At 73.0% G+C, this 16,092-nt stretch carries 20 protein-coding genes and 1 pseudogene; 12 read left to right on the top strand and 9 right to left on the bottom strand.

The window, feature by feature from the left end:
- Positions 1 to 39 precede the first annotated feature (39 nt).
- The gene (locus tag ACIRPH_RS21100) at positions 40 to 1,551 is read left to right on the top strand and encodes an MFS transporter (RefSeq protein ID WP_402916783.1); all 1,512 of its coding nucleotides are present in this window, start codon (positions 40 to 42) and stop codon (positions 1,549 to 1,551) included.
- Between the two features lie 422 nt (positions 1,552 to 1,973).
- Here the strand turns inward: ACIRPH_RS21100 and ACIRPH_RS21095 are convergent, their stop codons facing one another.
- The 6 genes from ACIRPH_RS21095 to ACIRPH_RS21070 all read right to left on the bottom strand — a co-directional run bounded on the left by ACIRPH_RS21095 (position 1,974) and on the right by ACIRPH_RS21070 (position 4,973).
- Complete coding sequence (locus ACIRPH_RS21095) at positions 1,974 to 2,162, bottom strand: DUF397 domain-containing protein (protein WP_402916781.1); 189 nt, start codon at positions 2,160 to 2,162, stop codon at positions 1,974 to 1,976.
- Between the two features lie 17 nt (positions 2,163 to 2,179).
- Positions 2,180 to 2,365, bottom strand: a complete 186-nt coding sequence (locus ACIRPH_RS21090; protein ID WP_402916779.1) for a DUF397 domain-containing protein — start codon at positions 2,363 to 2,365, stop codon at positions 2,180 to 2,182.
- A gap of 17 nt (positions 2,366 to 2,382) precedes the next feature.
- Complete coding sequence (locus ACIRPH_RS21085) at positions 2,383 to 2,574, bottom strand: DUF397 domain-containing protein (RefSeq protein WP_402916777.1); 192 nt, start codon at positions 2,572 to 2,574, stop codon at positions 2,383 to 2,385.
- Between the two features lie 214 nt (positions 2,575 to 2,788).
- Complete coding sequence (locus tag ACIRPH_RS21080) at positions 2,789 to 3,529, bottom strand: UTRA domain-containing protein (RefSeq protein ID WP_402916775.1); 741 nt, start codon at positions 3,527 to 3,529, stop codon at positions 2,789 to 2,791.
- 297 nt (positions 3,530 to 3,826) lie between these two features.
- The gene (locus ACIRPH_RS21075) at positions 3,827 to 4,030 is read right to left on the bottom strand and encodes a DUF397 domain-containing protein (protein ID WP_402916773.1); all 204 of its coding nucleotides are present in this window, start codon (positions 4,028 to 4,030) and stop codon (positions 3,827 to 3,829) included.
- Positions 4,031 to 4,040: 10 nt separating this feature from the next.
- Positions 4,041 to 4,973 (bottom strand): helix-turn-helix domain-containing protein, encoded by a 933-nt coding sequence (locus tag ACIRPH_RS21070; RefSeq protein ID WP_402916932.1) that lies wholly within the window; start codon positions 4,971 to 4,973, stop codon positions 4,041 to 4,043.
- Positions 4,974 to 5,122: 149 nt separating this feature from the next.
- Between ACIRPH_RS21070 and ACIRPH_RS21065 the strand changes: the two genes are divergently transcribed.
- The 5 genes and pseudogenes from ACIRPH_RS21065 (at position 5,123) to ACIRPH_RS21045 (ending at position 6,733) form a co-directional block, all read left to right on the top strand.
- Positions 5,123 to 5,320, top strand: coding sequence for a hypothetical protein (locus ACIRPH_RS21065; RefSeq protein ID WP_402916771.1), 198 nt, complete (start codon positions 5,123 to 5,125; stop codon positions 5,318 to 5,320).
- Positions 5,317 to 5,721 (top strand): hypothetical protein, encoded by a 405-nt coding sequence (locus tag ACIRPH_RS21060; protein ID WP_402916769.1) that lies wholly within the window; start codon positions 5,317 to 5,319, stop codon positions 5,719 to 5,721. The genes ACIRPH_RS21065 and ACIRPH_RS21060 overlap by 4 nt, the downstream gene beginning before the upstream one ends.
- Positions 5,718 to 5,957, top strand: coding sequence for a hypothetical protein (locus ACIRPH_RS21055; protein ID WP_402916767.1), 240 nt, complete (start codon positions 5,718 to 5,720; stop codon positions 5,955 to 5,957). Before ACIRPH_RS21060 ends, ACIRPH_RS21055 begins: the two co-directional genes overlap by 4 nt.
- Positions 5,958 to 6,137: 180 nt before the next feature.
- Positions 6,138 to 6,311: pseudogene (locus ACIRPH_RS21050) on the top strand (BldC family transcriptional regulator); the annotation flags it as partial.
- A 176-nt stretch (positions 6,312 to 6,487) separates the two neighbouring features.
- Positions 6,488 to 6,733, top strand: coding sequence for a hypothetical protein (locus ACIRPH_RS21045; RefSeq protein ID WP_402916766.1), 246 nt, complete (start codon positions 6,488 to 6,490; stop codon positions 6,731 to 6,733).
- Between the two features lie 67 nt (positions 6,734 to 6,800).
- Here the strand turns inward: ACIRPH_RS21045 and ACIRPH_RS21040 are convergent, their stop codons facing one another.
- Together ACIRPH_RS21040 and ACIRPH_RS21035 are read right to left on the bottom strand one after the other, a co-directional pair.
- Positions 6,801 to 7,865, bottom strand: coding sequence for an enoyl-CoA hydratase/isomerase family protein (locus tag ACIRPH_RS21040; protein ID WP_402916764.1), 1,065 nt, complete (start codon positions 7,863 to 7,865; stop codon positions 6,801 to 6,803).
- A 614-nt stretch (positions 7,866 to 8,479) separates the two neighbouring features.
- Positions 8,480 to 9,085, bottom strand: coding sequence for a TetR family transcriptional regulator (locus ACIRPH_RS21035; RefSeq protein ID WP_402916762.1), 606 nt, complete (start codon positions 9,083 to 9,085; stop codon positions 8,480 to 8,482).
- Between the two features lie 445 nt (positions 9,086 to 9,530).
- On the opposite strand from ACIRPH_RS21035, the gene ACIRPH_RS21030 reads away from it, so the two are divergent.
- Both ACIRPH_RS21030 and ACIRPH_RS21025 read left to right on the top strand, forming a co-directional pair.
- Complete coding sequence (locus ACIRPH_RS21030) at positions 9,531 to 10,634, top strand: WD40/YVTN/BNR-like repeat-containing protein (RefSeq protein ID WP_402916930.1); 1,104 nt, start codon at positions 9,531 to 9,533, stop codon at positions 10,632 to 10,634.
- A gap of 1 nt (position 10,635) precedes the next feature.
- Positions 10,636 to 10,920 carry a ubiquitin-like small modifier protein 1 gene (locus ACIRPH_RS21025; RefSeq protein WP_402916760.1) on the top strand — a complete coding sequence of 95 codons (285 nt, stop codon included), beginning with the start codon at positions 10,636 to 10,638 and terminating at the stop codon, positions 10,918 to 10,920.
- 115 nt (positions 10,921 to 11,035) lie between these two features.
- Here ACIRPH_RS21025 and ACIRPH_RS21020 read toward each other — a convergent pair whose 3' ends face one another.
- A complete protein-coding gene (locus ACIRPH_RS21020; RefSeq protein WP_402916758.1) occupies positions 11,036 to 12,328 on the bottom strand; it encodes a DUF418 domain-containing protein in 1,293 nt (430 codons plus the stop codon).
- 362 nt (positions 12,329 to 12,690) lie between these two features.
- On the opposite strand from ACIRPH_RS21020, the gene ACIRPH_RS21015 reads away from it, so the two are divergent.
- From ACIRPH_RS21015 to ACIRPH_RS21000, 4 genes are read left to right on the top strand one after another with little or no spacing between them, the layout of a single operon-like run.
- Complete coding sequence (locus tag ACIRPH_RS21015; RefSeq protein ID WP_402916756.1) at positions 12,691 to 13,140, top strand: hypothetical protein; 450 nt, start codon at positions 12,691 to 12,693, stop codon at positions 13,138 to 13,140.
- Positions 13,137 to 13,976, top strand: a complete 840-nt coding sequence (locus tag ACIRPH_RS21010; protein WP_402916754.1) for a helix-turn-helix domain-containing protein — start codon at positions 13,137 to 13,139, stop codon at positions 13,974 to 13,976. Before ACIRPH_RS21015 ends, ACIRPH_RS21010 begins: the two co-directional genes overlap by 4 nt.
- A gap of 9 nt (positions 13,977 to 13,985) precedes the next feature.
- Entirely contained in the window at positions 13,986 to 15,200 is a 1,215-nt protein-coding gene (locus ACIRPH_RS21005; RefSeq protein WP_402916752.1) for a sensor histidine kinase, read from the top strand.
- The gene (locus tag ACIRPH_RS21000) at positions 15,197 to 15,844 is read left to right on the top strand and encodes a response regulator (RefSeq protein WP_402916750.1); all 648 of its coding nucleotides are present in this window, start codon (positions 15,197 to 15,199) and stop codon (positions 15,842 to 15,844) included. Before ACIRPH_RS21005 ends, ACIRPH_RS21000 begins: the two co-directional genes overlap by 4 nt.
- The last annotated feature ends 248 nt before the right edge of the window (positions 15,845 to 16,092 follow it).

Raw genomic sequence — 16,092 nt, 5'->3', positions numbered from 1 at the left:
AGAATGTCGACCACGTCCACCGACACAGAGGAGAAAGACGTGCGTGCGACGAGTGATCCGCCCCGGAGGACGCCCCGCCCCGGAGTGCTGCTGGCGGCCGTCATGACGGGCGTACTGGTCGTGGCCATGTCGATCTCCGGAACGGCGGTGGCCGTCCCGAGCATCGGCTCGGACCTGGGGGCCTCCGGCGCCCCGCTCCACTGGGTGGTGGCCGGGTACAACCTCACCTTCGCCGCGTTCACCCTCGTCTGCGGTTCCCTCGCCGACCTGTTCGGAAGACGGCTGCTGTTCGCCGCCGGGGCGATCGTCTTCGCGGCGGGCAACGCGGTCGGCGCCCTGGTCGGTGACATCCTCGTCCTCGACGCCGCCCGCCTGGCCGCCGGTGTCGGCGGTGCCGCGATCATGGCCAGCGGCGGAGCGCTGCTGGCGACCTTCTTCGAGGGGGCCGCTCGAACCCGTGCCTTCGCGGCCATGGGCACCATGGCCGGGGTCGGCATCGCCGTCGGCCCGACCCTGTCGGGGCTGCTGGTCGGGGCCGTGGGCTGGCGGGCGGCGTTCCTCGTCTACGCGGCGGTCGGCCTGCTCATCCTGGGCGGCTCGCTGTTCATCGCCGAGTCGCGCGCCTCCGACCGGCCGCGCGTCGACTGGGCCGGGGCGACGACCTTCATCGCCGGTCTGGCCCTGGTGATGTTCGCGGTCATCGAGGCGCCGGAGGCGGGCTGGACGAGCCCGGAGGCGCTCGGCGCCCTGGGCGCCGGGGCGGTGCTGCTCGTGCTCTTCCTCCTCATCGAACGCCGGGTGGCACAGCCGGTGCTCGACCTGGCCCTGGTGCGCAACGGCCCGTTCATGGCGTGGTGCCTGGCCACGCTGACCACGTCGGTCGGGTTCCTCGGCGTGCTGGTCTTCCTGCCGACCTACCTCCAAGGGGTCCAGGGGGTGGGCGCCCAGACCGCCGGCCTGATGATGCTCATGCTCACGGCACCGGTCCTGGTGACCCCGCTCCTGGGCGGGTGGCTCGTCACCAGGGGCGTTCCGCCCCGGGGGCTGATCATTCTCGCCCTGCTGTTCGTCGCCGGGGGGAACGGCCTGCTCACCGTCCTCCATCCGCAGATCGGCCCACTGGCGCTGGCCCTGCCCTTGGCCCTGATAGGCACCGGCATGGGCCTGTCGTTCGGCATCACCGACGGCCAGGCGATGACTCTGGTCCCCTCCGCCAAGGCGGGTATGGCGGCGGGCTTCCTCAACACTCTGCGCGGCGGTGCCGAGGCCCTGGTCATCGCCGTCTTCGGGGCCGTGCTGACCAGCGTCGTCGCTGCCCGCACCGGATCGGTCGAGATCGCCGCACGTGCGACCGCCGGCGACCTGACGGGCCCCGGGTCCGGGGCGCTGGCCGAACACCTCACGGCGGCCTGGGACATCGCCTCCTGGGGTGTCGCGGCCCTGTCGCTGGCCGCCACGATCGGTGTGGCCGTGCTGTTGGCCCGGCGGCGGGAGTCTCCTGGAGCGGTTCGGGAGGCCGCCGGGACGGAGGACGACGTGGTGCCCGGGTAGGCCCGGAAACGGCGAAGGCCCCGAACGGGGATCGCCGGAGCCCGATCCCCGCCGCGCGAACTCCCCCGTGGGGGACCGGCTCCGGGCTCAGGACGGCGGGGGCGTCGCCTGGTTCTACGGGCTCGACGACCGGTCATGGGCGGCCGTGCGGTGGGAGCCCGGTGTACCGGGTGAGGTGTGGCAGTCGGGGCCCCGGAGACTCTGGGACGAGGTCGAGGCGGCGTGGCGGTGGTGGGTGGAGCGGGGCCGTCCGGGCGTGGAGCGGTTCGGGCTGACGGTGGACGCGAGCGGCCACCGGGTGTGGCTGGATGCCCCGGGAAACCGGGTGGCCCGGTTCCCGGAGGGGCCTGAGGAATGGTCGGCCGCCCCGCCTCCTGGTGTCAGGACGTAGGACGATCCCGGCTCAGACCGGCGACTGGAACCTACTCCAGGCGGACGGCTCCGAGGAGCGCGCTCCACTCCCGGCCGGGCAGGAGGAAGTGACCCTGTTGAGGGTTCTGTGAGTCGCGCACGGCAGCGGTCCCCTCCCCCGCGTCAGCGAACTCCACGCAGTTCGAGGGGTTGCTGTAGCTCGACTTGCGGAAGTTCAGGTGGGAAACGCTGGCGGCCATCAACGGTGCCCTCTCGACTAATCGTGGATCGCGGTGCTCAGGAGTGCAGCCCACTCGGCAGCGCCGAACGTGAGATGACCCAACTCGCGGTACTGGGTGTCCCGGACGGCCGCAGCGCCCGGGAGATCAGCGACCTCCACACAGTTCTGCGGGTTGCTGTAGCTCGACTTGCGGAAGTTCAGGTGGGGAGTGCTGGTGGTCATCAATGGTGCCCTCTCGGCTAATCGCGAGTCGTAGTGCTCAGGAGTGCAGCCCACTCGGTGGAGGGGAAGGCGATCACGCCCAGCTCAGGGTTCTGGGAGTCGCGGACTGCCGAACCACCATCAAAGTCGGCCACCTCCACGCAATCCTGCGTCTGGCCACCGCTGTAGCTGCTCTTACGGAACGTCATGGTGTGGGAGGTCTCAGACATGGGCGCCTTCTTCATAGGGATGCGAGTCGGTAGCTCCTGCCCGGAAGAGTACGGCGGGAGGACCCTGGAAACTAGACACCTAGTGGCGCCCTTCCTGTCACCCAGGCGACCGGGGGCACGTCCTTCTACAGCCCTTGGAGCAGGGCCAGGTTCCTCGCCCGCCCTCAGGACGGGCAACGGCCCCGGCTTCTCCGGGCCGCTTCTCGTCCAGACTTCAGAACTGGTCGGAACCGGTCACCTGCCCGACCGGGAACGAGTGGCGGGAGGCAGCACAGATCGTCTCCAAGGCGTGCACGGGAACGTCCTCGGTCGAGTAGCTGACCCGAAGCACCTGCACCACCCACTCACCCGGGATGTCCAGGAGGTCGGCCTCGTACGGTGTGGCCGGACGCGCGGTCAGGGTCTCGGTGGCGTTCCCGAACCGGTGGCCCATGTCCTCGATGGCGGCCTGAAGTGTCGGCAGGACGAAACCCTCGCCGTCGAGGCGCGTGTTCTCGCCGACGTCCAGACGAAAGTACGAGGTCGAGATCCGCACGGGAATCTCGTTGGCCCAGAACATCTTGCGCCTGGCGATCACGTTGTCACCGGGTTCGACGCGCAGGCCGAGGGCAACATGTTCGTTCGCGGGCTCCTGCCCGACGAACAGCATCTTCCGCTCCGGCTTGAGACCCTGCTGCTGAGCTTCGGTCAGGTACAGGGACTTGGATCCGCGGATGGCAGGCGGAGTGGGCAGTGCGCGTTCGACCAGCACGCGCGGACGCGGGTCGAGGGGCCCGGTCGGCGCTTTGTGCTCGGAATCTTCTGCGGCGGCCTTCTTCATCTGGCTCACACGACCGGGCGACACCCCGAGGTGCCGTGCGATGTCTTCCTGACGGAGGCCGGACCGTTGGGCCTCGATGATCGCCGCGCGCCGTATCCGGGACAGCTCCACGCTTTGGCCCTGCAAGCTGGTCATGGCCGCTGACGCTGCGCGGGCTCTCTCAAGTGGGTCGGTTATGGCGGCGATGTCGTGCAGCGTCCGTGCGTCCATGGCGCATCCTCGGGTCGGGGACTCCACGGCGGACTTTAGCCCCTCTGTCGCGTTGGGCGAAAGAGCGATCGCAGATCGTCACGGACCGACCGGCGCGGTCACCAGGAGCCGGGCCTTCTCCCCTACCCGGCATCCGAGCGGCCGAGTAGAGTTGGCGCGGGATTGCATCAGGTATGCAACGACGGAGGCCCCCAGCAGCGCTGGGGGCCTCCGCTGCGTTCTCTACAGGCCGGTGGTGCGAACGCCCGCGAGGAGTGCGGACCACTCGGTGCCACCGAACTCCAGGTGACCGAGCTCCCGGTTCTGCGTGTCGCGCACGGCCGCGCCGGCAGGCAGCTCCGCGACCTCCACACAGTTCTCTGTGCGCGCGCCGGAGTAGCTGGACTTACGGAACTTCAAGCTGGTCGGGTCGAGGTGGGATTGCATTAGGTGTCCTTCAACTGGTTGGGCTGCTCAGGAGGCTCTCCAACAGCGCCAGAGACTCCTGTACTCCCAGAGCGGATGCGCTCACATACTGATACACGAGGTCGAACGCTTCCACATCCTCTATTTCTTCATGTACCCGCTGGGTAGCCGCATCCTCGCTGTACCCCACGCTTGAGTCATCCTCGAAGTCCAGGATGGTGAAACCGCCGCTGATCGCCGCATGGAGGCCAGCCGCGTCAGGCAGGATCTGGATACGTAGATCCGGACGCTGAACGTCGATGAGGTGTTGAAACTGGTGTTCACGCAGGCTGGCCGGAACCTTGCGCAACGCCGCTTCATCGATCACCGCCCAGTACTTCGGGCCTTCCGCTCCAACTCCCAGGATCCGCTGACGGAGCATCCGAGCTTCGACACGCCGATCAATCTCGCTTGCGTCGACGATGCCGCCACCCACAATGACCGCTCGCGCGTATGCCTGAGTCTGGAGCAGTCCGGGGATTACCGCGATCGCGACGTCACGGATGCGCGTCGCCCCTGGCTCCATCCCCGTCAGCCACCCGCGCCCCAGTACGTCGGAGTAAGAGTCCGCCCACTCCTTCTGGCGAGCTTCTTTCACCAGGCGAACACATTCAGCACGCATCACAGGGTCGACATCGTAGATGTCGAGCAGCAACTCCACGTCTTCCAGCTTTGGCCGCACCCACTCGTTGCGCTCCAGCCGGGTGATTTTCGAGGCTGACCACCTGCCCCCACCGAGCTGACGTGCACGATCCACCACTTGATCGGCAGTCATGCCTGTTGCCTTGCGAGCTTCCTGTAGCCGCTTGGAAAGGCGCCGCTTGCTCAGCGGAGGTGAGGTTGTCACCACGTCGCTCCCTGCTGGTGTGGCATGCGTGGCCTTCGATCGTAGGGCGCGACCTTGGTTTTCGGACATTTTGCTCATCACCAACCTGGTTCTAGGGGAACTACCTGCAATACTCTCACTAACTTAAAAGTTGGTCTTGCATTTTTTGAGACATAGCGCAACGATGGGCCTACCTGATGAATCCCGCCGGGCCTCCCACCCGGCTCCGACCAGGAGGTGTGCATCCTGTGCGCTACCTGAACCCCTCGGCCCTGGTGGCCGCCCGCTTCATCGCCTCGGAGGCCATGCGCCGCCGACGACCACGGCGGGCGGCCCGGGTCCGGGCCTACGCCCCCGCCCGCTTCGTGCCCTGCGCCCCGACGCCGCGCGACGTTCTCGAAGCAGTCCTGGACGGCCTCCACCGCCTGGAGGTGAGGGCGGCATGATGCCCCCGCACTGCGCCGAGACCTCCCTCGACCGGAACGGCATCCCGCGCTGCTGCGTCATCGAGGCGGGTCACGAGGGCGACCACATGGACCACCAGGCCCGCACCTGGGAACCCCCGGGCACCGTCCTCGCCCGCCTGCGGGAAACCTGGGGTCGCACCCACCGCATCATCTGGACCGGCCGCATGTGGATCGCCACCGCCCACCGCGACGACGTCCACTGGCGCACCGAGGTCGAACCCACCCCGGCCCAGCTGGAGGCGAGCCTTCAGAAGCACTCCCGGCCGCCCGACCGGCCCCGCGCCCGCTCTGCGCCCCCGACGCCTACCGCGCCTTCCGCGCCTTCCACACACTCCGCGTACCGGGTCCTCGACGCCACCGACACCGGGGGCACCCCGTGAACCGACAGCGACCGCCGCGACGAGGCCCCGCCCGCCTCTGCGCCGACGACGCCCCGCTCACCCCCGAGGAACAGGCCGCCTACGACCGCCAGGGCGAGCTGATCGCCATGGAACTGCGCTGGGAGAACGCCCTCCGGGCCTCCGGTCACCGGGTCCCCGCCACCATGGACGGTGTGCGCTGGGGCAACGGCGACAGCAGCCGCGAGGAGAGCACCCGGGACCGCGAGGACGGGTAGCGCCCCGGGAACCCGAGCCGGACGCAGGGCACGGGGCCACCGGGCGACAGCCCGGCGGCCCCGGTCCGCACCCGCTCGCCCCGCTTCCGCGACCACCCTCGACTTCACCGCGACATCCGCCTACGCATACGCATACGCTTCGAGCTGGAGAAACGACCGATGACCCCCGTACAGCCCCTCATGGACACCGCCGAGGAACTCCTCACGCCCGGCGAGGTCGCCCGACTGTTCCGCGTGGACCCCAAGACCGTCACACGCTGGGAGAAGGACGGCCGCCTCACCTCCCTCCGCACCCTGGGCGGCCACCGCCGCTACCCCAGGAGCCAGATCACCGAGGTGCTCAACGCCGAACCTGCCGGCGGCGAGGTCGTCCGCGCCCTGGAGAAGGTCCACGCCCTCGCCCTCGAAACCGGCGCGACGGCCGAGGCCGGGCGCATCGCCGACCTGATCGGCACACTCCACGGGAACGGGTGACGCCCGCCCGGACGAGCCGCTCCACGTCTCCGGTTCCACCAGCCCTGGAAAGCGCCATGGACAAGATCTGCCCGAACTGCCTGCAACCCTGGCCCGACTGCGTGTGCGTGGTCCCCCTCGGACAGGACACCGCCGTCACCGTGTCCTGGTGCCCCTGGCCGCACCCGGTCCTGTCCCAGCAGCTCGGAGGGACACTGCTGGAGCCCTTCGGCCGGGTGGACACGTCGGACCCGCCGAAGGAGTTCTGCCAGGACTGCTCCCAGCCCTGGCCGTCCTGCCGGTGCGAGGGCCGACGCCTCTGACCCCGCAGGACGCGGCCGTCCCGCTCCCCCGGCCGGGGGAGCGGGACGGCCCGGGTTCGCCCCCGGGCTAGGCCAGCCCGAGCGGGCCGTCCGGCGCGGGGACGAAGTGCCGGGCGACGTCCTCGTCGGTGACCGCCTCCAGGGTGTCCGGCACCCACTTGGGCGAGCGGTCCTTGTCGACCACCTGCGCGCGGACGCCCTCGGCCACGTCGGGCGAGGCCAGGGCCGCGCAGGAGACCCGGTACTCCTGTTCCAGGACCGCCCCCAGCCCCGGCAGCTCCCGGGCGCGGCGCAGCGCCGCCAGAGTGACCTTCACGGCGGTGGGCGACTTGGCGAGGACGGTCGCGGCGGCCCGCGCCGCCTCCGGGTCGCCGTGGGAGCGCAGCCGCTCCACGACCTCCTCGGCGGTGTCGGCCGCGTAGCAGGAGTCGATCCAGTGCCTCTGGCCGTCCAGGACGGAGACGGGGGCGGCCTCGGCGAACCGGCCCACCGCTTCGGCGACCTCCTCGGCGGAGGCCGCGTCCGCGAGCGCGGCGGCCAGGTCCGGCAGCCGGTCGGAGGGCACGAAGTGGTCGGCCAGGCCCAGGTACAGGGCGTCGCCCGCGCCGACCGACCCGGCGGTGAGCGCCAGGTGCGTGCCCGTCTCCCCCGGCGTCCGGGACAGCAGGTACGTGCCGCCGACGTCGGGCACGAAGCCGATCGTGGTCTCGGGCATCCCGAGGACGGTTCGCTCGGTGACGATCCGGACGGACCCGTGCGCGGACACCCCCACGCCGCCGCCCATCACCACGCCGTCCATGAACGCGGCGTAGGGCTTGGCGTAGCGGGCGATGTGCGCGTTGAGCAGGTACTCGTCGCGCCAGAAGGCCGCGGCGCGCAGGTCCCCGTCGAGGGCGCTGGCGCGGATGGCGCGGACGTCGCCGCCCGCGCACAGGCCGCGCTCCCCGGCCCCGTCGAGCAGGACGGCGGCGACGGCGTCGTCGTCCTCCCAGGCGGTGAGGGCGTCCCGGAGGGCGCCCACCATGGCGTGGTCGAGGGCGTTGATGGCGCGGGGGCGGTTGAGCGTGAGGCGGCCGAGTCGGCCCTCCACCCTCGACACGACCGTGTCCCCGGCGGCTCCGGTGGCGGACATCAGGCGGCCCCCGTCGGTCCGGGTTCGATGATCGGGCTCATGGTCTCGTCGGTCCCTTCCAGGGTTCGGTGCACCCGCAGGTCGAGGACGATCCTCCCGGTGCCGTACCCGGTGGGGCGACGGCGACCCCCGCACAGCGGGGGTGCGCGGTCCGCTGCCGTGGACCCGGCCCGGCGGCGGGCCGTCCGACCGTGGCGCACGGCCGCGCAGCACCGGGGCACATGCCCCGGGGGCCAGGGCACGTGGTCCCGGGCGGCAGGAGCCCGGGGGGAGCCGGGACCGGGGCGACCGGGATCCGGAGCGACGGGGCCCGGGGGCCAGGGGCAGGGGCGGCCGGGACCGGAGCGACAGGGGCCCGGGAAGAACGACGCCGCCATGCGCACGGTCGGCCGGAAGGGCCGGGGCCGTGGGCATGGCGGCGGTCGGGCCGCTCACGGCGGCGCTCACCCCCTCGTGGGGGGCACGAGGACGCGCTACGCGTCCCCTACGCGCCGGCCGGAGCGGTGGGCCCGGCCGTGGCGGTGGTGTCCGGAAGCAGACTCACCCGCCCCGTGCACGGGCACGGCGGGCGACCCTCGGCCCGGGGCCCGCTCTGCGGAGGGGCAGCCCCCTGTTCAGGAGGCCGCCTGCCTTCCGATGGCGCGCAGCAGCAGGTGGGCCTCGTCCAGACGGGGGACGAACGCCTCCGGGGTCTCGGAGAGGCGCATGGCGGTCAGCTCACAGGCCATGGCGGTGTGGGCGGCGAGCACGGCGATGTTCTCGGGCGTGCCCGCCTCCACCAGGGCCCCGGCCAGCCGGGAGGCCCGCTGGTGCTGGGTGAGGAGGTAGCGCGAGCGCAGTTCGGTGCTCTCCGCGAGCAGCCGCACCAGGACCGCGGAGTGGGCGGGGGACAGTGCGGCGTGCGGCCGGGTGGCCGCGTTGGCCTCCCGGAGCAGTCCTACCGCGGCGTGCAGGTCGTCGCCGATCGGCTGCGCGGCCTTCTCCCGCACGTAGGCGCACATGCGGTCGACCTCGGCCTCGTCGTCGGCGAACAGCACCTGCTGCTTGTCGCCGAAGTACCGGAAGAAGGTGGTGCGACCCACCTCCGCGCGTTCCGCGATCGAGGCGACCGTGACGTTGTCGAATCCGTGTTCGGCGAAGAGTTGGAAGGCGGCTGACACGATCATGGCTCGGGCCTTACGCCGTTTGCGGGCGTGGAGCGTGTCCGGGGGGTGGTGCATGAGGCGACCCTATCGAGTGGGAACCCGGTTCTCCCTGGTACGCGGGACCATTGGGACGGTAGTCCTGAAACGCACAGTGGGAACCGGGGAGCGGGAAGTCGTCTGGCCTGTTGTTCACGAGGAACGCAACCGTGCGGGCACAGGCCGGGTCCGCACGGGTGCACCGGTTGGCCCGGAATTTTATTGCAGAGGAGTCTCGGTCTGACACCCGCCTTCCACTGGGGACGGAACCACCGCCAGGAAAGTGGTTCCCCTCTCAGGGCGGTTATGCCGCCGAGGGGCGAACCATTTCCGGTCGGAACTCATTAAACACCGGCGGTAAATCGTTCAGGTTCCTAACCATTGACTCCCCGCCCTGTCCGGAACCCGCCACGGCCACGCCTCCTCACGGATTGTCACACCCTTGTGCCACAGTGGAGTCATCGATCGCTTCCTGGAGTTGGTCATGGCATATCTGCTGCTCATCGGCACACGCAAGGGCCTCTTCACGGCCCGGAGCGAGGATCGTCGGCGCTGGGAGGTGGAGGGCCCCCACCGGATCGACGCCGCGGACTACGCCAGCATGAGCGCGGTGTACGCGGTCGGCGTCGACCCCCACACCGGCCGCATCCTCGCCGGGGCGGAGAGCTCGCACTTCGGCCCCAGCGTCTGGTACAGCGACGACCTCGGCCGCACCTGGCACGAGCCCGCGTCCGCGCCCATCGCCTTCCCGGAGGACACCGACGCGTCCTTCGTCCGCGCCTGGCAGTTCGCCTTCGGCGAGGACCCCGGCACCGTGTACGCGGGGGTCGAGCCGCACGCGCTCTTCCGTTCCACCGACGGCGGCCTGAGCTTCGAGCTGGTGCGGGCGCTGTGGGACCACCCGCACCGGGCCGAGTGGTTCCCGGGCGCGGGCGGCGCGGCCATCCACACGGTCCTGCCCGGCGTGCTCGGCGCGGGCGACCGCTCACCCGACGCGATCACGGTGGCCATGTCCACCGGAGGTGTCTACCAGACACGCGACGGGGGTGCGAGCTGGAACCCGGCCAACCGGGGCATCTCGGCGGTCTTCCTTCCCGAGGAGGAGCCCGAGTTCGGCCAGTGCGTGCACAAGGTGGCCGTCGCCCCGGACGGGTCGATGTACGCCCAGAACCACCACGGCGTGTACCGCAGCGCCGACCCCGCCGGCGAGGGGTGGACGGCGGTGGAGGAGGGGCTGCCCACCGACTTCGGGTTCGCCCTGGTCGCCCACCCGCACCGCCCGCTCAGCGCGTTCAACTTCCCGGTGGTCAGCCAGGAGGTGCACCTGACGCCGGGCGACCGGCTGGCGGTGTACCGGACCGACGACGGGGGCGGGAGCTGGCGGCCGGCGGTCCGGGGGCTGCCGCAGGACCCCTACTTCGGGATCGTGCTGCGCGACGGCGCCTGCACCGACGGCGCCGACGTGCCGGGCTTCTACTTCGGCACCCGCTCCGGCGACGTCTACGTCTCCACCGACGACGGGGACGGCTGGGAGCAGGTGGTGGCACACCTGCCCGACGTCCTGTGCGTCCGCGCGACGGAGGTCTGACATGCGTGTGACGGTGCACCTGCCGGGACTGCTCCGGGCCGACGCCGACGGCGCCGCCCACGTCCAGGTCGAGGCCGCGGACGGCACGCCGCTCGGCGGGGTCCTGGACGCGCTCACCGCCCTGCACCCGGGCCTGGACCGGCGCATCCGCGACGAGCGCGGGGAGCTGCGCCGGTACGTCAACGTGTTCGTGGACGGCGACGAGTGCCGCGGCGCGGGAGGGCTGGCGGCGCCGGTCCCCGACGGCGCGAACGTGCGGGTGCTCCCGTCCGTGGCGGGCGGCTGACCCCGGCGGTCCCGGACGCGCGCCGGGCCCTTGCCCCGCGGCCCCGGACGCCGTCCGGCCCCCGCCCCGGGCGGGGCGGGGGCCGGGTCGGCCGTCCACAGGTGCGCGCTCGCCCCTACCGGGGCGCGTCCCCCTGCGGTTCACTTGACACAGGGGGACCCGAGGGCCCGCCCGCACCGTGCTGCCCCGGAGTCGGCACGGAGGCCGGCACGGGGGCCGGCACGGGGGCCGGCACGGCACCGGAACGGGGGTCGGGACGCCGCACCCGCACGGCGCCGGAGCGCCGCATCGGCATCGGCCGCAGGTAGGTCAGGCTCCGCCACAGCCACTCCAGGGGGCCGAGCCGCAGCCAGCCGCTCCACACCCGCGCGAAGGCCGCAGCGGCCACGAAGAACGCCAACGCCACGCCGTACTGCGCCAGCAGCGGGATCTCGCCCTCCAGCGGCCCCATCACCGCCAGGAACACCGCCGTGCTGGCCAGGTACACCGTGAGGGTCATCCGACCGAGCGGGGCGAGGGCGCCCAGCACCCGGGCCGCCGTCCGGTCCCGGCGCACGAGCCACCACACCAGGCCCAGGTAGAACAGCGCGCCGCCCCCGCCCATCAGCGTGGACGCGAGGGACACCAGCAGCGACGACCCCGCCGGCTCCACGGGCATGCCGTCGTCCCCGAGCACCGGGACGCCGTCGGCGCCCATCTCCATCGGGAAGAACACGTCGGCGGCGAGCATGGCGCCGTACCCGAGCACTTCGAGGGCCAGCCCCGTCCACAGCATGACCACCGGCAGGCGCGAGGGCGCGGCCCCGGCCCCCGGCGCGAGTTCGGGGCGGCGGGCCAGCCACGCGCCCACGCAGAAGAACCCCAGGGTCTGCGGCACCTGGACGACCAGCGTCGTCCAGCTGTGCGGGGGCAGCAGGGAGTGGAGGAGGAGTTCCGCGAACGGCGCCGCCGCGAACAGCACGAGGGCCGCCGCGAGGGGGCGCACGCGGGAGCCGCCGGTCAGCAGCGGCATGAGGGGGACCAGCAGGAGCGCCGTCAGGGCGTAGTGGGTGAGGATGTCGCCGTCGAACACCAGCAGGTGCGGCACCCCGAACAGCAGCCCCAGCACGGCGTAGCGGCGCGCCATCACGGCCGCCGGACGCCCGCCGCGCCGGACCGCCGAACGCCAGGCCAGCACCGCCCCGACCCCGATCAGGACCATGAGCACCGCCCGCGCCTTGCCGCTCAGCAGCAGGCTCAGCCCGGTGTCCACGAGAGAGGTCAGGGTCGAGCGGTCGAGCTCCCCCGCCATCTCCGCCGAGAACACGACGAAGGGCGCGTTCATCAGCACCACGCCGATCATCGCGAGCGCGCGGGCGACGTCCAGGAAGGCCACGCGCCGGGACGCCTCCGGCGGCGTGTCGTCCACCCGACCGTCCGGGCCGCGCCGCCCCCCGGTCCCCGGGCCCGGCGCGGCGGCCGACGCGGGCGCGTCCCCGGGCGCGGGGGCCCGCGCCGGCCGCGGCGCGTCCCCCGGATACCGGTCCCTCTGCGGATACGGCCCCGGCTGTACGTCGGTCACGTCTGCTCCCCTCGTGTGCGTGTCCCCAGACTCGCTCCGGGGCCCTCCCCCGCACATCGACCGAACAGACGAACGGCCTCCCCGGCCCCCTCCTCCTTTCGGCCGAGGGCTCCGGCCGTTACCTCCGACGTCATCGACAGCGCGCACCGTCCGGCGGGACCCTTGGGGCGTGCCGGACGACCGGCAGCGACACCGACGAAGGAGATCCCATGACCGCCCACCTCCCCGGCACCCGCACCCCCGGAACCTCCGGCCCGGCCGACGGGACGGCCGCCCGGCCCGGACACCGCGTCGCCCTCGCCGTGCGGTTGGACGCGGCGACCTGCGCGGGCGCCGGCCTGCTCCTGACGGCCGGGGCCGCCCTCCTGGCCGCGCCGCTCGGCCTGCCCGTCCCCCTCCTGCTCGGTTCGGGCCTGTTCCTGCTGGTCTTCGCCGCCCTCCTGTGGTTCGGAGCCGCGACCACCCCGATCGTTCCGTCCCGGGTACACGCGGTCATCGCCGTGAACGCCGCCTGGGTGGCCGGAAGCGCCGCCGTCGTCGCCCTGGCCGGTCCCACCGCCGTCGGGGTAGCCTTCGTGCTGGCCCAGGCGGCGGCGGTGGCGGGCATCACCGTCGCCGAAGCGGTCCTCCTGCGCCGTGACGCGAAGGGGGACGCGTGACCGCCGACACGGCCGTACCGGGGGCCCAGCCGATCGGAGCCCTGCTCCGCGGGTGGCGGCAGCGGCGCCGGATCAGCCAGCTGGACCTGTCCATCGAGGCCGACGTCTCCACCCGGCACCTGAGCTTCGTGGAGACCGGCCGCTCCCGGCCCAGCCGGGACATGGTGCTCCTCCTGAGCGAGGCCCTGGAGGTTCCGCTGCGCGAACGCAACCGGCTCCTGCTGGCGGCCGGGTTCGCGCCCGTCTTCCCCGAGGCCGCCCCCGACGGCCCCGGGCTGGAGCCCCTGCGCGGCGCCCTGAGGGCGGTCCTCGCCGGGCACGACCCCTACCCGGCGGTCGTCGTGGACTCCCGCTGGAACCTCCTGGAGGCCAACGCCGCCGTCGGCCTCCTCCTGGAGGGGGTGTCGGCCGAGCTGCTGGAGCCCCCCGTGAACGTGCTCCGGGTGAGCCTCCACCCCGGGGGCATGGCGCCGCGTGTCGCCAACCTGGGCGAGTGGCGGGCCCACCTGCTGGACCGGCTGGAACGCCAGTCCGCGTGGAACGACCGCCCCGACCTGGCCGAGCTCCACGAGGAACTGCGCGGCTACCCCGGGGGAGGCGTGCCGCCGGGCGGGCGCGTGCCGGGCCCGTACGACCTCGCGGTGCCGCTGCGCCTGCGCCACGGCGGCGGCGAGCTGGCCTTCCTCAGCACGGTCGCGACCTTCGGCACCGCCGTGGACGTGACACTGTCCGAACTCACCATCGAGGCGTTCCTCCCGGCCGACCCCGCCACGGCCGCCGCGCTGCGGGCGAACACCGTCCTTTCGGCCGAGGGCTCCGGGAGCCGAGGCGTCTAGCCTGGGCGCATGGCGTCGAACAACATCCCCTCCCCTCCGCACGGCCTCATGCCGGGACTGGAGGGCGCGGCCGTCCGGCTCGTGCCGTGGGCCGTGGCCGGCGTGCTGGCCGTGGCCTGGGGGTACGGCCTGGTCGGCACCGTCCAGCAGCAGACCCTTCCGGACTGGCCGGGACCGCCGCGCTCACCCATGGACTACGTGCCGACGGCCGCGGGCGCGATCGCGTGCGCGGTGGCGCTGGTCGCCCTGCACCCCCGCGCGGGCCGCGCCCTGACCACCGCCTGCGGGGCCGCCGCCGCGCTCGCGGTGGTCGCCGCCTCGGCCGTGCTGGCCCCCCTGCCGAAGGGCGTGTTCGGGTACGCCTTCGCGCTCTCGGAGGTCCTGCCCCTCCTGGTCCTGCTGTCGCTGGCGGCGCTGCGCTGCCGCCCCTGGCAGGTCGCCGCGGTCGTGCTGTGCGCGTTCGCGGCGGGCCTCACCGACCAGCTGCGCGAGCCCAACGGCTACGAGGTCGTCTCGCCGTCCCTGATGATGGTGGCGGCCGGGCTGGCCCCCGGCCTGTACCTGCGCTGGAGGGCGTTCCAGCGGCGGTCCCACGCCGAGCGGGCGCGCGCCCAGGAGCGCCTGGCCGTCGCCCGCGACCTGCACGACGTGGTCGCCCACGAGGTGACCGGCATCGTCGTGCAGGCGCAGGCGCTGCGGTACATCGCCGAACGCGACCCCGGGGCGGTGCGGGACGGGCTGCCCGAGATCGAGGCCGCGGGGGCCCGCGCCCTGGAGTCCATGCGGGGGATGGTGATCCGCCTGCGCGAACCGGACGACGTCCCCCTCTCACCCGACCTCTCCGGCGGCCTCGCCCGCCTGGAGGCCGCGGCCTCCGACGGCCTCCCCCGCGTGTCGGTGCGGTGCGAGGGCGACGTGGACGGCCTTCCACCGACCGTCGGCACCGCGGTCCTGCGGATCGTCCAGGAGTCCGTCACCAACGCGCTGCGGTACGCCCGCGGGGCGGACGCGGTGGACGCGGTGGTCCGCGCCGGTCCGGACGGGGTCGGGGTGGAGGTGCTCGACGACGGCCGCGAAGCGGGGAGCGGCGTCGGCGGCGGGTTCGGCCTGGTCGGGATGGCCGAACGCGCCCGGATCCTCGGCGGGGAGCTGTCCGCGGGGCCGCGAGGCGGGGGGCACGGATGGCGGGTACGGGCGTGGCTGCCGCTGGAAGGGGACTCATGACGATCCGTGTGCTGCTCGCGGACGACCAGAGCATGGTGCGGACGGGGTTCCGGTACATGCTGGACGCCGAGGACGACATCACGGTGGTGGGCGAGGCCGGGGACGGCCTGGAGGCGGTCCGGATGGCGCGGGAGCTGCGCCCGGACGTGACGCTCATGGACATCCGGATGCCGGGCGTGGACGGGCTGGAGGCGACCCGGCGGCTGGCGGGCCCGGGGGTGGAGGACCCGCTCCGGGTGGTCGTGGTGACCACGTTCGACCTGGACGAGTACGTGCACGCGGCGCTGGGCGGAGGGGCGGTCGGGTTCCTGCTGAAGGACGCGGGCCCGGCCCTGCTGATCGAGGCGGTGCGCGCCGCCGCCCGGGGCGACGCCCTGGTCTCCCCGCGGATCACGGTGCGCCTGCTGCGCCACTTCTCCGCGGCGGCCCCCCGCTCCTCCCCCGACGACGGCGGGCTGACCCCCCGGGAACTGGACATCGTGCGCTCGGTGGCGCGGGGACTGACCAACACCGAGGTCGCCGCGGAGCTGTACGTCACGGTGAGCACCGTGAAGACGCACCTGGCCAGCGTCCAGGGCAAGCTCGGGGCGCGGAACCGGGTGGAGATCGCCGCCTGGGCGTACCGCGGCGGGCACGTCACCTGACGGGCGCGCCGGGACCGCTCCGGCCGCTCCGGGACCCCGCGCCGTGGGACGGGGGGCGCCGGGGCCGGGCGTCGCGGTACCGGCGTGCCCCGACGGCGGCGCGGAGGCGGGCGGGCCGCCGCCCGCCTCCGTCGGGCGGGCCCCGGGCACCGCGGCGGGCGGACACGCGCCCTCCGCACCCCGGCGGCGACGCACCGTCACGCACCATCGGTGGGTCCATCGGTGGGTCCATCGGTGTTTTGACCCGA

Source organism: Nocardiopsis sp. NPDC101807, from assembly GCF_044766605.1.
GTDB lineage: Bacteria > Actinomycetota > Actinomycetes > Streptosporangiales > Streptosporangiaceae > Nocardiopsis > Nocardiopsis tropica.
This window is presented reverse-complemented; position numbering and strand designations above follow the sequence as displayed.

Excerpts from the sequence above, each read along its gene's own strand:
- ACIRPH_RS21095 (WP_402916781.1), bottom strand. The coding sequence starts at position 2,162 with ATGGCCGCCAGCGTTTCCCACCTGAACTTCCGCAAGTCGAGCTACAGC.
- ACIRPH_RS21090 (WP_402916779.1), bottom strand. The coding sequence starts at position 2,365 with ATGACCACCAGCACTCCCCACCTGAACTTCCGCAAGTCGAGCTACAGC.
- ACIRPH_RS21085 (WP_402916777.1), bottom strand. The coding sequence starts at position 2,574 with ATGTCTGAGACCTCCCACACCATGACGTTCCGTAAGAGCAGCTACAGC.
- ACIRPH_RS21080 (WP_402916775.1), bottom strand. The coding sequence starts at position 3,529 with ATGACCAGCTTGCAGGGCCAAAGCGTGGAGCTGTCCCGGATACGGCGC.
- ACIRPH_RS21075 (WP_402916773.1), bottom strand. The coding sequence starts at position 4,030 with ATGCAATCCCACCTCGACCCGACCAGCTTGAAGTTCCGTAAGTCCAGC.
- ACIRPH_RS21070 (WP_402916932.1), bottom strand. The coding sequence starts at position 4,973 with ATGAGCAAAATGTCCGAAAACCAAGGTCGCGCCCTACGATCGAAGGCC.
- ACIRPH_RS21060 (WP_402916769.1), top strand. The coding sequence starts at position 5,317 with ATGATGCCCCCGCACTGCGCCGAGACCTCCCTCGACCGGAACGGCATC.
- ACIRPH_RS21045 (WP_402916766.1), top strand. The coding sequence starts at position 6,488 with ATGGACAAGATCTGCCCGAACTGCCTGCAACCCTGGCCCGACTGCGTG.
- ACIRPH_RS21040 (WP_402916764.1), bottom strand. The coding sequence starts at position 7,865 with ATGTCCGCCACCGGAGCCGCCGGGGACACGGTCGTGTCGAGGGTGGAG.
- ACIRPH_RS21035 (WP_402916762.1), bottom strand. The coding sequence starts at position 9,085 with ATGCACCACCCCCCGGACACGCTCCACGCCCGCAAACGGCGTAAGGCC.
- ACIRPH_RS21030 (WP_402916930.1), top strand. The coding sequence starts at position 9,531 with ATGGCATATCTGCTGCTCATCGGCACACGCAAGGGCCTCTTCACGGCC.
- ACIRPH_RS21025 (WP_402916760.1), top strand. The coding sequence starts at position 10,636 with ATGCGTGTGACGGTGCACCTGCCGGGACTGCTCCGGGCCGACGCCGAC.
- ACIRPH_RS21015 (WP_402916756.1), top strand. The coding sequence starts at position 12,691 with ATGACCGCCCACCTCCCCGGCACCCGCACCCCCGGAACCTCCGGCCCG.
- ACIRPH_RS21005 (WP_402916752.1), top strand. The coding sequence starts at position 13,986 with ATGGCGTCGAACAACATCCCCTCCCCTCCGCACGGCCTCATGCCGGGA.
- ACIRPH_RS21000 (WP_402916750.1), top strand. The coding sequence starts at position 15,197 with ATGACGATCCGTGTGCTGCTCGCGGACGACCAGAGCATGGTGCGGACG.